The 12,550-nt window shown below is 34.2% G+C and carries 14 protein-coding genes; 11 read left to right on the top strand and 3 right to left on the bottom strand.

The window, feature by feature from the left end; genetic code table 11:
• Positions 1–142: 142 nt before the first annotated feature.
• Together D2K40_RS03310 and D2K40_RS03315 are read left to right on the top strand one after the other, a co-directional pair.
• Complete coding sequence (locus D2K40_RS03310) at positions 143–2,122, top strand: LTA synthase family protein (RefSeq protein ID WP_117152968.1); 1,980 nt, start codon at positions 143–145, stop codon at positions 2,120–2,122.
• A 62-nt stretch (positions 2,123–2,184) separates the two neighbouring features.
• The gene (locus D2K40_RS03315) at positions 2,185–2,709 is read left to right on the top strand and encodes a GNAT family N-acetyltransferase (RefSeq protein ID WP_117152970.1); all 525 of its coding nucleotides are present in this window, start codon (positions 2,185–2,187) and stop codon (positions 2,707–2,709) included.
• 41 nt (positions 2,710–2,750) lie between these two features.
• On the opposite strand, the gene ytvI is transcribed toward D2K40_RS03315, so the two are convergent.
• On the bottom strand, positions 2,751–3,809 hold the full coding sequence (ytvI, locus tag D2K40_RS03320; RefSeq protein WP_117152972.1) for a sporulation integral membrane protein YtvI: 1,059 nt from the start codon (positions 3,807–3,809) through the stop codon (positions 2,751–2,753).
• Positions 3,810–4,061: 252 nt separating this feature from the next.
• Here ytvI and D2K40_RS03325 point away from each other — a divergent pair, with 252 nt between their 5' ends.
• The 8 genes from D2K40_RS03325 (at position 4,062) to coaD (ending at position 8,725) form a co-directional block, all read left to right on the top strand.
• The gene (locus tag D2K40_RS03325; RefSeq protein ID WP_117152974.1) at positions 4,062–4,490 is read left to right on the top strand and encodes a CBS domain-containing protein; all 429 of its coding nucleotides are present in this window, start codon (positions 4,062–4,064) and stop codon (positions 4,488–4,490) included.
• A 130-nt stretch (positions 4,491–4,620) separates the two neighbouring features.
• Positions 4,621–5,670, top strand: coding sequence for a CAP domain-containing protein (locus D2K40_RS03330; RefSeq protein WP_162879123.1), 1,050 nt, complete (start codon positions 4,621–4,623; stop codon positions 5,668–5,670).
• 95 nt (positions 5,671–5,765) lie between these two features.
• On the top strand, positions 5,766–6,188 hold the full coding sequence (gene ylbD / locus D2K40_RS03335; protein ID WP_117152978.1) for a YlbD family protein: 423 nt from the start codon (positions 5,766–5,768) through the stop codon (positions 6,186–6,188).
• A gap of 11 nt (positions 6,189–6,199) precedes the next feature.
• The gene (locus D2K40_RS03340) at positions 6,200–6,433 is read left to right on the top strand and encodes a YlbE-like family protein (RefSeq protein WP_117152980.1); all 234 of its coding nucleotides are present in this window, start codon (positions 6,200–6,202) and stop codon (positions 6,431–6,433) included.
• Between the two features lie 61 nt (positions 6,434–6,494).
• Entirely contained in the window at positions 6,495–6,920 is a 426-nt protein-coding gene (locus tag D2K40_RS03345) for a YlbF/YmcA family competence regulator (protein WP_117153115.1), read from the top strand.
• A 64-nt stretch (positions 6,921–6,984) separates the two neighbouring features.
• Entirely contained in the window at positions 6,985–7,266 is a 282-nt protein-coding gene (locus D2K40_RS03350; RefSeq protein WP_117152982.1) for a YlbG family protein, read from the top strand.
• A gap of 417 nt (positions 7,267–7,683) precedes the next feature.
• Positions 7,684–8,253 (top strand): 16S rRNA (guanine(966)-N(2))-methyltransferase RsmD, encoded by a 570-nt coding sequence (gene rsmD, locus D2K40_RS03355; protein ID WP_117152984.1) that lies wholly within the window; start codon positions 7,684–7,686, stop codon positions 8,251–8,253.
• Positions 8,246–8,725: a pantetheine-phosphate adenylyltransferase gene (gene coaD / locus D2K40_RS03360; RefSeq protein WP_117152986.1), complete on the top strand. Its 480-nt coding sequence runs from the start codon at positions 8,246–8,248 to the stop codon at positions 8,723–8,725. The genes rsmD and coaD overlap by 8 nt, the downstream gene beginning before the upstream one ends.
• Positions 8,726–8,763: 38 nt before the next feature.
• Here the strand turns inward: coaD and ylbJ are convergent, their stop codons facing one another.
• On the bottom strand, positions 8,764–9,975 hold the full coding sequence (ylbJ, locus tag D2K40_RS03365) for a sporulation integral membrane protein YlbJ (RefSeq protein ID WP_117152988.1): 1,212 nt from the start codon (positions 9,973–9,975) through the stop codon (positions 8,764–8,766).
• 256 nt (positions 9,976–10,231) lie between these two features.
• On the opposite strand from ylbJ, the gene D2K40_RS03370 reads away from it, so the two are divergent.
• Complete coding sequence (locus D2K40_RS03370) at positions 10,232–11,248, top strand: SepM family pheromone-processing serine protease (RefSeq protein WP_117152990.1); 1,017 nt, start codon at positions 10,232–10,234, stop codon at positions 11,246–11,248.
• A 58-nt stretch (positions 11,249–11,306) separates the two neighbouring features.
• Here D2K40_RS03370 and D2K40_RS03375 read toward each other — a convergent pair whose 3' ends face one another.
• Entirely contained in the window at positions 11,307–12,524 is a 1,218-nt protein-coding gene (locus tag D2K40_RS03375; RefSeq protein WP_117152992.1) for a nucleotidyltransferase, read from the bottom strand.
• Positions 12,525–12,550: the final 26 nt, after the last annotated feature.

A 12,550-nucleotide genomic window follows, 5' to 3' on the forward strand; every position in this document is an offset into this window, starting at 1 on the left:
TTTTTCTTAAAATAGAAAAAGGCTTTTTTTAATGAATAGAAGAGTGCTATAATCTAATAAAGTTTACAAAATCTTTTAAAATGCTGAACTGGACAATTTTAAGTTTGAGGTGGTGAATACAATTCGAAATATAGTTGTTTATATGAGTTACATTTTTTTATCATTACTTTTCATGGAACTTATTTTACGAGTTGCTATTGAAGAACATGTAATCCATGTCTTTTCAAGAGGTGCTCTTGTATTTTCGTTATTTTCCTTGTCAATTTCTTTTCTTTTTGTGGCAATTAGCAATTTATTTAAAAAGAAGGTTAAGTTATTATTGGGCAGTTTGTTTTTATTGTTTTTTGGTATTATCTACGCTAGCCAATTAGTGTATCATGATGTATTCAGAACATTTTATAGTTTTTACTCTGCCGCTAACGTGGGACAAGCTTTAGGTTTTTTTGACACGATATTAAATACTATAGGTAGTAATATAGTTTGGATACTTATACTATTTATACCGCCTCTTTTATTTGTCGTGTTTGGCAAAAAGGTTCTATCCAATAAAAGAATTCCTATCGTATATAGTGTGGCTTTTGCAATCTCTTTCATTTTTGTGCACTTATTAGGTTTATTCGTTATTACATATGAAGATGAAAAGCAAAATAGTGCTTATGATTTATATTATAATAGTAGTTCTCCCGTTCTTTCTGTTGAGAAATTGGGCTTACTAACAACGATGCGTCTTGATTTGCAAAGACAACTTACCAATTGGTCTCCTGTTATAGAGCCACCGTCAATAGCAGTTGGTAATACATACGTCCCTTCTGAGGAAGTAGAAGAAGATGTTGAGGTTGACGATGGAAATAATAATGAATCTAAAGAAACAGAACCTGAAATAGAGCCTGAATATAATGTGTTAGACATTGATTTTGACGCACTTATAGAGAATACAGAAGATGAAACGCTTCGAATGATGCATCAGTATTTTAAAAATGTAAAACCAACTGAGAAAAATGAATATACTGGAAAATTTAAAGGGTATAACTTAATCATGCTTACAGCAGAAGGTTTTGCGCCATATGCTGTTAGTGAAGAGTTAACACCAACTCTATATAAAATGAGCAATCAAGGTTATCAATTCACTGATTTTTATGTGCCTTTATGGGGTGTTTCAACATCTGATGGGGAGTATGTCGCTCTTACAAGTTTAATTCCTAAAAAGGGTGTATGGAGCTTTTCTGAATCAAGTAAAAATCATCTTCCTTTTGTGATGGGGAATCAATTTAAAAGGCTTGATTATAAAACGGTAGCTTATCACAATCACACTTTTAACTATTATGATAGAGATTTATCCCATCCGAACATGGGGTATGAATACAAAGGAATTGGAAATGGATTAGACGTAAAGAAGATATGGCCTGGATCAGATCTTGAAATGATGGAGGAAACGGTTGATGAATATGTTAATGATGCACCATTTCATGCCTATTATATGACGATGAGTGGTCACTTGGAGTATAACTTTGGTGGAAATAATATGGCACTAAAAAACAAAAGCAAAGTTGACCACTTGGATTATTCAAGTCAAGCAAAAGCGTATGTAGCAACCCAAATTGAATTAGATCGAGCATTAGAGTATTTAATTAATCAATTAGAAGAAGCTGGTGTAATGGATAATACATTATTTGTTTTGAGTGCTGATCACTATCCATACGGGCTTGAATATGAAACAATTGATGAGTTAACTGGTAAATCTGTTGACAGAAACTTTGGCATCTATAAGAGTGATTTAATTATATATGCTAAAGGAATGGAAGAAGTGGTGATAGATGAACCGGTATCTAGCTTGGACATTATACCAACAGTTTCAAATCTTTTAGGTTTAGAGTATGATTCAAGGTTATTAATGGGAAGAGATGTATTTTCAAATAAAGAACCACTTGTTTTGTTTGAAGATAAAAGTTTTATTACTGTAAAAGGGAAGTATAATGCAACAACAGGAGAGTTTATGTCAAATTCTGGTGAGAATCCAGATCAAGCCTATATCGATTTCATCTCTGCTAAGGTGAATGAAAAATATTATTATTCAACACAAATTTTGGACAAGAACTATTATGATATAGTAATTAATCAATAGTACAAGGTTTTTATAAATGATGAGAAATTGACGTCGTACATTTTTGCTTAGGAGTGATTGTGATGCTAATTAGTGGAAAACAGATCTATATTACATCACTTTCTTTGGATCATACTGTGCATTTATTACAATCAAAAGAAAGATTTCATACTTTATATGACATTCCAAATGAGCCCAATTGGCCGTCAGATGCGATAAAGATTATGCTTCCTTTACATTATGAGAGGTTGGTTAACAATAATCTTACGTATACTTATGGCCCTTGTATGATCCAGCAGAAAGACTCAAATAGAATTATTGGTGAATTTAACTTTAAAAAAACTGATGGAACGACAGAGATTGGTTATCGCATATATCCTCAATACAGAAACAAAGGATTTGCTACTGAAGCAGTTAGATATGTGTGTGAATGGCTAGTTAATAACAAAGAGATTGACAAGGTCACAGCTATGTGTGGAAGATTAAATAAAGTATCGCAGCAGATCTTGCGAAAAAATGGTTTTCAAATCAAATTGGTGACTGGAGATATTATAAAATTCGAAAAAAATGTTAAGTCAATACGATGTGAACAATATAACTTATTCTAAGAAAAAAAGAGCTTGGAGATTTCTCCAAGCTCTTTACTAATTTATAATTTAAACTTCCACTTTATAATGCCTGCTTCTTTAGCAGAATTAAAGGCTATAACAAGTAATGGGCCTAAAATAAATCCTAATAACCCTATTAACTGCAGACCAACATACATGGCAATTAATGTTGCCAAAGGGGACAAACCGATATGCTGTCCCATTATTTTTGGTTCTACAGTTCTACGAATTATGAGCAATATTACAGCAAGAACTGTAAGTTGGGTTCCCATAACAACATCACCAGTTATAAACATGTAGAGCGCCCAAGGACCTAACACTGCAATCGAACCTATAATTGGTATAAAATCAATAACCCAAATAATCAAGGACATGATAAAAGCATATTGCGGTACAATTAACAATAAGCCAAGAAAAGTGACTATAACAATAAAAATACTAACTAAAAACTGTGCTTTTAGAAAACCTAATACAACATACGATAATCGTGCATTCATAAATCGAACTTTCTCAGCTGTTTCCTCTGTTAAGTATTTATAAAAACTTGCTTTTAAAAGTGGTAATTCAATCATAAATAAAAACAAAGCAATTAAGTATACAATTAGGCTAACTAAATATTGCGGTATAGCAGCAACCATACCAGCTAACTTTTCCACTTGTAACTGTTCTTTAATAGTGTCACTTAATGAAGTGACATTATTTGCAATGCCATCATTAATTTGTTCAATAAATTCCTCTGGTAAATCTTCCATAACATCCTCTAAATCAGTTTGCCATTCAAGTAATTGTTCATTGATTTGATTGATATATGTAGGACCATTCTCAACAAAATTTACAATATGGGTGAAAGATTTTGTGACAAAGTAAGTTCCAATCACACCTGCAAGTACGATAAACAAAACAAAAATAATAGTTACTGCGTACTTCCGGCTGATTTTAAATCGGAATTGGAACCAGCGTATTGCTGGATTCAAAAATAACGCAGTAAAAAAAGCTAAGATTAAAGGAATAGATACCGGTAAAATAAAAATACCAGCTAAAGCAACTAACAATAGTAATAAGATAAATATCCAATGACGTTTAGTAATATAACGGAACAATTTATTTATGAAACCCCTTCCTAATGACCATCTGTGTGTTTAATCTATATACAAAATATAGCACGAAGCAGTTTATTTGAATAGCTAAATATTTAAAATAAAATATTAATTTAATAATAATACTTATTATAATTTGGTGCAAATTTCATGCAAGTTGTTTCTTTACAATCTGCAAGTTTTCAACAAATTCGGTCATAATAACAAGTGATGAAAAGGTCATTCATCATTAATGATCGAAAAGGAGGAAAACATATGAAAACAGTTAAAGAAATAATGGCTCAGGACGTTGTTTATTGTACGTCCAATGATTCGTTAATAGATGCAGCAAAAAAGATGACGGAAAATAACGTCGGAGCTATCCCTGTTTGCGAGCAAAATCAAGAATTGCGTGGTATGGTAACTGATCGAGATTTAGTTGTAAGAGGATATGCAAAAGATAAGCCTGGAACAACAAAAATTAATGAAGTGATGACGGATCATCTTGTTTCTGCAGAGCCAACAACAAGCGTGCAAGAAGCAAGTGCAATAATGGCAGAGCATCAAATTCGTCGTTTGCCAATTGTAGAACAAAAAAAGCTAGTCGGTATCGTGGCTTTAGGTGATTTAGCTTTAGAAGAAAAATCAAACTTGGCTGCAGGACATGCGTTAGAAGAGATATCTGAACACCCTGAAGTTCATTAATTATAAAGAATTAGGACTCTTTACTTATTTTAGTAAAGAGTCTTTTCATGTAGATAGGTGCAAACTATAATGAGGATAAGGAGATACAATGATCAGTGATCTTCTGGATGTACATAAAGGGGAAGTTTGCATGAATATGCTGAAAAATATACTTTTTCTCTTCTTGATGATCTTTGGTTTAATATACATAATCCAAGGAGAGTCAGGAACAGATAAAATAGTATCTAACATAGAGTTATGGTTGATTCAAAACGAATCTGCAAAGGATTTGAAGCTTTCTTCCCAAAATCCAGTGGAAAAAAAGGGGCATGAAAAAAACTTTTTAGATTGGATTGACCGAACGACAGGTAGTTTGCAGGAGGAATATGGTGAACCGATACGTAAAGATCTAAGCGGTTATGGCTATACATGGTGGATATATCAAAATGAAGTTGATTATTATATTCAATTTGGCATAAAGGAAGACAAAATTGTTACTGTATTTGCTACTGGTGATGCATATAATTTTGACCCGATCCAATTAGGAGCTTCTTACCGAGAGTTGCAAGATCACTATCAATTTGAGGATAACGTTTCCTTTTCTACATATACATTTAAATTAACGGATTTGGATAAAGAAATTAAACCGTTAAAACAGCTTAGTGAAAATCTGTTTATTCAATTTTACTTTGACTCCCATACTGACAGATTGTCATCATTTCGATTAATGACAAAAGATATCTTATTGGTACAACAACCTTATGAACTTTATTATCGTGGGGAATTACCTGAGCCGCCTATAATTTCAACCAAGCAATGGCGAATTGTTGAAACAGGTGCAGAAAAGCAGATTTTTGACATTACGAATGTTATTAGAAAACGTTTTAACCAAAAACAATTAACTTGGAATCAACAAGCACGGGAAGTTGCCTACAAACACAGCAAGGATATGGCGGTTAATAATTATTTCTCCCATTACTCACAAACTGGTGATGGTTTAAAAGAAAGATTAGAGTCAAATCATACATATTATAAAGCTGCTGGAGAAAATATTGCTGCCCAGCACATAGATGGTCCTGCTGCTGTAGAAGGATGGTTAAATAGTAAAGGGCATCGACAAGCGTTAATTAAAGCTGATTACACGGATTTAGGTGTGGGTGTATATCAAGATTATTATACTCAAAACTTTTTAAAACAATAAACAATAAAACATTAGGATATGATGATAAGTCACCATTTAGCCTATTCAGACATAAGCTATTCTGATAGAGAATAGGGATAAGAGGTGATACGATTATGTCTAATCCTGAATTGCATCCAAATGTTGAGAAATTTAAAGCATTTGTTCAAGATCATCCAGGCTTGGTTAAGGAAGTTCGAAATGGAAATCATAAATGGCAGCATTATTACGAAGAGTGGGTCTTGCTAGGCGAGGATGATCCAAGTTGGGAAAAATATCGTCAAATTTCAGATGATCAAACATCTAACAAAACCTCCACAGGAGAAAACAAGAAAAATAAAGATTGGATGAAACAGGTGGCAGGAATGATGGAAAAAGTAGACCTCAATAAAATGGAAGGTCATATTGAACAATTAAACGGCGCAATAACAAATATTCAATCGTTAGTAGCACAATATCAAGATGTCAAAAAACAAATTCCCTCTAAATCAACGAACCCACCACCAATGAGACGTCCTTTTTATTTTAACCAAGATTAGAGGAGGTAAATATGGATCCATCTGTGTATAGTTATTTGAGGACAAAACCAATGCTATTATTTTATTTGCGACATGAACCATCGTGGTACCGGACATTAACTAGAGATCCAAGTAAACTAGATTTGTTTGAAAAACAGGCAAAACGATTCCACGGAAGGACAATTCCACAACGAGTAGAAAAAGTTTCAGATCAAATGCAAATGATGGCTATGTTATTTCAAATGGCAAGTGCAATGAAAGATTAGCGCTTAGCCTTTTTTTTTTACAGTATTACTGGTATGATATTTCTAAGTGGAGGTGATGATGTTGTTAGCTACAACTGAAGTAGTTGATTTATTAGATGAATCTGAATATATTGGTCAAATGATCTTAAAGTCAGATGTCATGTTTAATTATATAGACGCAAAAAATACATTAGCAAATGATACGGAAGCTCAAAGCCTTATTACAGCTTTTCACGATGAAAAGGAAAAGTATGAAGAAGTTCAGCGATTTGGTCGTTATCATCCCGATTACAGTGTTGTTATGAAGACCATTCGTACAACTAAGCGTGAGATGGACATGAATGATAAAGTTGCTGCTTTTAAAATAGCAGAAAGAAGCTTACAAGGTTTATTAGATGAAGTTAGCGAACGTATTGCTTATAGTGTCAGTAAACAAGTTAAAGTACCAAAAGATGGTGCTCTATTAACAGATAGTGGTTGTGGTTCTGGCGGCTCATGCGGTTGTTAAGCATCATATCTAATTTTGTTTTTAATTAAGGAAGATATCATATAAGTAAGTGAGGACTAACAACATGCGCATAAAAAGACAAGGGTTAATTGTTTGGTTTCAACATATGAAAAACATGAAACAAATTAAGCGATATGGTCATTTAATTTACGTTTCAAGAAATCTAAAATATGCTGTTGTGTATGTGGATCAAGAAGAAGCGGAAGATAAGTTAGTAAAACTACAAAAGCTTCCATTCATCACAAAAGTAGAGCATTCTTTTAAACCGTTTATCAAAACAGAGTACGAAAATGCTCAAAAAGATAATGCAAAAGAAAAGGAATATGAGTACAAAATGGGTATCTAATTTATAAAAATACTTATAAAAAAAGCCTGCAGATTTTTGTCTGCAGGCCCTTTTTGATTTCATAGAAACCAAAAAGGCAAAGGGAGAGGAGAAACCGGAGGAAGAACTTATGGGGAAACGTAAGCCTTCTCCGTCTTCAAGAAGTAACCAAAGTCTAGTTTAGCCACCTCACTAGCCTAGTATGGACGAGAAAGTAAATTCTATACGTGGATTAAATTGAATTTTTATAAGTGTCGAGGCAAATGCCGATCGCACTTGAATCCATTATTTCAAACTTTGTTAATACTGCACCTAGTCCCCTTTTAAGATAAACATCAACTATTTATTGAGGTGAGGGATAAATAGCAATAATGTTTGTGAAAAATAGATTATATGATACGATAGTAGTCGATTAATAGGAATTAGAGGTGTCGTTTTATGAGAGTTATTGCAGGTACATATAAAGGTCATCGATTACAGGCTGTCCCGAATAAACTTACTCGTCCAACTACGGACAAGGTGAAAGAAGCATTATTTCAAATGATTGGCCCATTTTTTTCAGGCGGAAATTGTTTAGATCTTTTTGCAGGAAGTGGCGGCTTGGGTATAGAAGCATTAAGTAGGGGGATAGATCACTCAATTTTTGTCGACCAACAACCTAAAGCAATTCAAACTATTTATACGAATCTAAAAACATTAGATTTAGAAGGCAGTGCTGAAGTATTTCGTACTGATGCATTTCGTGCATTAAAAGCGGCTGGAAAAAGAGGGTTGTTGTTTGATCTGGTTTTTTTAGACCCTCCTTATCAAAAGGTTTCGTATGAAAAGCTATTAGAAGGTTTACAAACATTTCAACTAACAACTGAGAAAACGATAATTGTTTGTGAACACGAGGCAAGGCAAGCATTACCTGATGAACATGCTGGTTTTAATAAGGTGAAATCAGAAACTTATGGGGGTACAACAGCTGTAACGCTATATAAAAAGGAGGAAGAAAGAAATGGGTAGGCTTGCGATTTGTCCAGGTAGCTTTGATCCTGTTACATATGGGCATTTAGATATTATACAAAGAGGTGCGAAAGTATTTGATCACCTTGTGGTAGCGGTTTTTAATAATCAATCGAAGTCTCCGCTCTTCACTGTAGAAGAACGGATGGAATTGCTTAAGAAAGCAACTGCAGATATGCCTAATGTTTCTGTTGATTCACATAGTGGGTTACTTGTCGATTACGCTCGTGAAAAAAAAGCGGAAGCAATTGTTCGAGGTCTTCGTGCAGTTAGTGACTTTGAATATGAATTACAAATAACATCAATGAATCGCAAATTAAATGAGGATGTTGAAACATTCTTTATCATGACAAATAATCAATATTCTTTTTTAAGTTCTAGTATGGTAAAAGAAGTAGCCAAGTATCAAGCTAATGTATCGGATTTAGTTCCTAAAGTAGTTGAAGAAGCATTACAAAAAAAGTATAGATAATTTGGTAAAAGCTAATCAGGTGATTAGCTTTTTATATTCTATCTAAAATTGCTTTTTAATCTGTGCATCATAATTAAGCTGGCGATGAACAGTGTAGATATTGTAATAATAGGGCCTGTTTCTTGTAAGAATATGTATAAAGAGAACGAAGAAGTGGGTTCAATGGTTAAGAATGCTGGTATAGAAATAGTTGGATTATCCGTTTGATTTGTATATAAATAAGGGAAAAGCAAGATTACTAATCCACTTGCCAATATTCCGTGTAAAATACGTGCGAAAAAGTAAGGGAGAAAGCGAATGTCGGTCTCAGCTAGAATGCTTGCAACTTGTGCTTGAACAGAGAATCCGTTAAAAGCGAAAATAAAACTTAACCCAATTGCTTGTGCTAATAGACTATCTAAATTGGTATTAGAAATTAATTGTGCACCTGTAGTGATCTCGAATAACCCTGAAAATATTGGTAAGGCAAGTTCGCTAGGAAGGTATAGTGCCTCCAGTATAACCGCAAAGCCACCTGAGATAAATGTAGCAATACCGACTGCGCGTAAAAGAGAAGTGAATACAGAGAACATAATAATGAATCCGCCAATCATTAATAATGTTTGAACAGAATTTATAACCGCATCACCAAAAATTTTACCAAATGGTCGCTTATCTTTTAAACGTGTTTCATGTAATTCAAGAAAAGCTTTTTTAAGTGTAACCTTTCGTTTCTCGCCTTTTTGTTGTTTTTCATTGTCTCTTCCATAAAACCGCATACAAACACCCACTAATGCATTGCTAGTGTAATGTACAACAGCTAATAAAAACCCTAGTGTTGCGTCATGAAAAAAACCAACTGATACAGCTGCAATAATAAATAATGGATTTGATGCATTTGTAAAAGAAACTAACCGTTCAGCCTCTATTTTCGATAATTGATTCTCTTGTCTAAGTCTAGCTGTCAGTTTGGCACCTGATGGGTACCCACTAGCCATTCCCATTGCCCAAACAAAACTTCCTACACCAGGTACATTGAATAGAGGGCGCATTATTGGCTCAAATAGTACACCGATGAAACGCACAACACCAAAACCAATTAATAATTCTGCTGTTATAAAAAATGGAAGCAATGAAGGAAATACAGTTCCCCACCACATGTCTACGCCACGTAAACTTGCTTCTAATGTATTCTCTGGAAAAGATATTAGTGTGATAGCTACCCATAATGCGATAAGTGCTAAAAAAGCTGATTTAAATTTAGAATCCAATGTTCTGCCCCCTAGTTCTTGTTTCTTTGCTGTACATCTATTTCAATAAATAGTAAAATGAATGTAGTTTATTAGTCCAAGCTACTATATCAATATACGCGAGCAAGGCTTTTTTTTATGCTTAACATTAAGGAAAAAGTCTATCTTTCATTTATTTACATAAAATAAATGTAGTACGACACACTACTTTTCCTAATAACGTGACCGGTAAATACTCAAAAGTAGGAGAAAAAATAAACAACAAGAGGGGAAAAAAATGACGTGGAATAAAAAGAAATTTTTTACTTACCTAGCTTTAATAATTAGCTTTTCTTTTCTGGTTTCCTATCAATTGCCATATTACATATATAAACCAGGAGGTGCGGATGCATTAAACCCTGTTGTCCAAGTTGATGATGGGTATCAAAGTGAAGGAGATATGCATCTTGTGACAGTAAGTGGTGGTCAAGCCACACCAATAGGTTACCTTTGGGCGATGTTCAACCCCTATCATGACATTAAGAGATTAGAAGATGTGTTTCCTGAAGGGGTTAGCCGAGAGGAATATTTCCAAGTTCAATTACAAATGATGGAAAGCTCACAACAAGCTTCAAAAGTTGTAGCATATGAAGCAGCAGGTGAAGAGATTGAGATTTCTTATGAAGGCGTATATGTCGTTTCAGTGGTAGATGGTATGCCAGCTGAAGGTAAACTGCAAACAGGTGATAAGATTACAGAGGTTGATAATCAGTCTGTTAAAGACGCAGAAGGATTGATTGCCTTAGTAAAAGAGGAAGAAGTAGGAACGGACATAACAGTTACAATTGAAAGAGAAGAAGAGTATTTGACGGAAACAATTAGTTTAGCACCTTTTCCGAACAAACCAGAAAAAATTGGTATAGGAATACAACTTGTAACGAATCGTGAGGTAACCGTAGATCCAGAGTTATCCTTTTCTAGTGGTGATATTGGCGGCCCTAGTGCTGGATTGATGTTTGCATTAGAGATTTATGACCAATTAACAGAGGAAGATTTAACAAATGGTTATCAAATTGCTGGTACAGGAGAAATTAGCTATGAAGGTGATGTTTTGCCAATTGGCGGAATAGACAAAAAAGTAGTTGCAGCGCATGAAGAAGGATGCAATGTATTTTTCGCACCTTATCAAAATGGAATAGAAGACTCGAATTATCAAATTGCGGTTGAAACTGCAGAAGAAATCGGTACTTCTATGGAGATTGTTCCTGTTGATACTTTCCAGGATGCGCTTACGTACTTACAAACCTTGCAGTAAAATAGATAATGCGAACAGGCATTAATAATATGTCTGCTCGCATTTAATGTTAAAGTTGTTATGTTTGATATGGAGGTTGAAATTCTTGCATGCGTAATTGCTTCCTCAAATGTCTTGGGATAACTGCATAGTAAGCATCAGTTGCGCGTTCATCCAAGGTCATCATCATTGGGATATTTCGATTAAGTTGTGTCATAATAGGAACAGTTCTATTTTTTTTCGTTTGATTTAAATAGTCTTTGCCTTGTTGTGACATACCGAGTAAACGGATGTAGGGTGCTTTTTTATCAACCTGTATAGAATGAATTGCTGCTTTTGATGTATTTGTCAATAAGTGAACAAACATACGTTGTATGCGGGTTTGTGTATAACGCTTTGTCTTTAATATGTCAATCCACTCTTGAAAACTCATGACGTCTTTAGCTGTTCTTTTCAAGCGGTGTTCGAAACCTTCATCTACACCATGGATCATTTGTAATTCTTCAGCTGACATAGTTAGTACACGATATTGGAGTAAAGAAAAATACGCTTCCCAAGTATGCCAAATTCCTGTTTCGTGTTTATATGTTTCCAAATAATGTTTAGAGCTAGCTGGTAAAGTTGGACTTACTGTTGCAGTAAAAGCTTGTTGCTTGATTAACTCATGACGAATACTAGTTGCACTCGCATAAGGCGATGTAATCGTTTGGTCATGATAGGAACTTTGTAACCTTTTAATTGTGATAGCTTTAATTGATGGGTCTATTGCATGAATGCTTTTCACATAGCTAAATCCTAATATATTGTTTGGTTTACTAAGATCAAGAGAGTTGTTGGTATGTCCTAATCCAATAGCTTCAAATGCAACATTGGAAGCCAAAGGAAATGATTTTCCTAAAGCTAACTCTTGCTTTAGGGTTGAATCAAAATCTTCTTTGTTTTCCTGATAAGCTTGATAACTTTTAAAAAATGAGGATATATCTCCTTGTTCACTACCAAAACAAATCGAAGAAACACCTAATTCATTTAAGAGATTGACTGCGCCATATGCAAACTGATCACTGTGTTGTACGGTGTGTGCATAAGGTAACTCAATGACAATATCGACACCTTGATCAATTGCCATTTGCGTCCGTTTAAATTTATCGATGATAGCAGGCTCTCCTCTTTGCAAGAAATTACCGCTCATACAAGCAATAATACAGGTTGCGCCTGATATTTCTTTTGCTTTTTTTAGGTGGTGTTGATGTCCGTAATGGAAGGGATTATATTCTACAATAATACCGCATGCTTGCATAGATTCCACTCCTTCTGGATAGTATT

The organism is Paraliobacillus quinghaiensis, from assembly GCF_003426025.1.
Classification (GTDB): Bacteria; Bacillota; Bacilli; order Bacillales; family Amphibacillaceae; genus Paraliobacillus_A; species Paraliobacillus_A quinghaiensis.

Bases quoted from the DNA above. Each gene is read 5' to 3' on its own strand.
- D2K40_RS03310 (WP_117152968.1), top strand. From the start codon at position 143: ATGAGTTACATTTTTTTATCATTACTTTTCATGGAACTTATTTTACGA.
- D2K40_RS03315 (WP_117152970.1), top strand. From the start codon at position 2,185: ATGCTAATTAGTGGAAAACAGATCTATATTACATCACTTTCTTTGGAT.
- D2K40_RS03325 (WP_117152974.1), top strand. From the start codon at position 4,062: ATGAAAACAGTTAAAGAAATAATGGCTCAGGACGTTGTTTATTGTACG.
- D2K40_RS03330 (WP_162879123.1), top strand. From the start codon at position 4,621: ATGAATATGCTGAAAAATATACTTTTTCTCTTCTTGATGATCTTTGGT.
- ylbD (WP_117152978.1), top strand. From the start codon at position 5,766: ATGTCTAATCCTGAATTGCATCCAAATGTTGAGAAATTTAAAGCATTT.
- D2K40_RS03340 (WP_117152980.1), top strand. From the start codon at position 6,200: ATGGATCCATCTGTGTATAGTTATTTGAGGACAAAACCAATGCTATTA.
- D2K40_RS03350 (WP_117152982.1), top strand. From the start codon at position 6,985: ATGCGCATAAAAAGACAAGGGTTAATTGTTTGGTTTCAACATATGAAA.
- rsmD (WP_117152984.1), top strand. From the start codon at position 7,684: ATGAGAGTTATTGCAGGTACATATAAAGGTCATCGATTACAGGCTGTC.
- coaD (WP_117152986.1), top strand. From the start codon at position 8,246: ATGGGTAGGCTTGCGATTTGTCCAGGTAGCTTTGATCCTGTTACATAT.
- D2K40_RS03370 (WP_117152990.1), top strand. From the start codon at position 10,232: ATGACGTGGAATAAAAAGAAATTTTTTACTTACCTAGCTTTAATAATT.
- D2K40_RS03375 (WP_117152992.1), bottom strand. From the start codon at position 12,524: ATGCAAGCATGCGGTATTATTGTAGAATATAATCCCTTCCATTACGGA.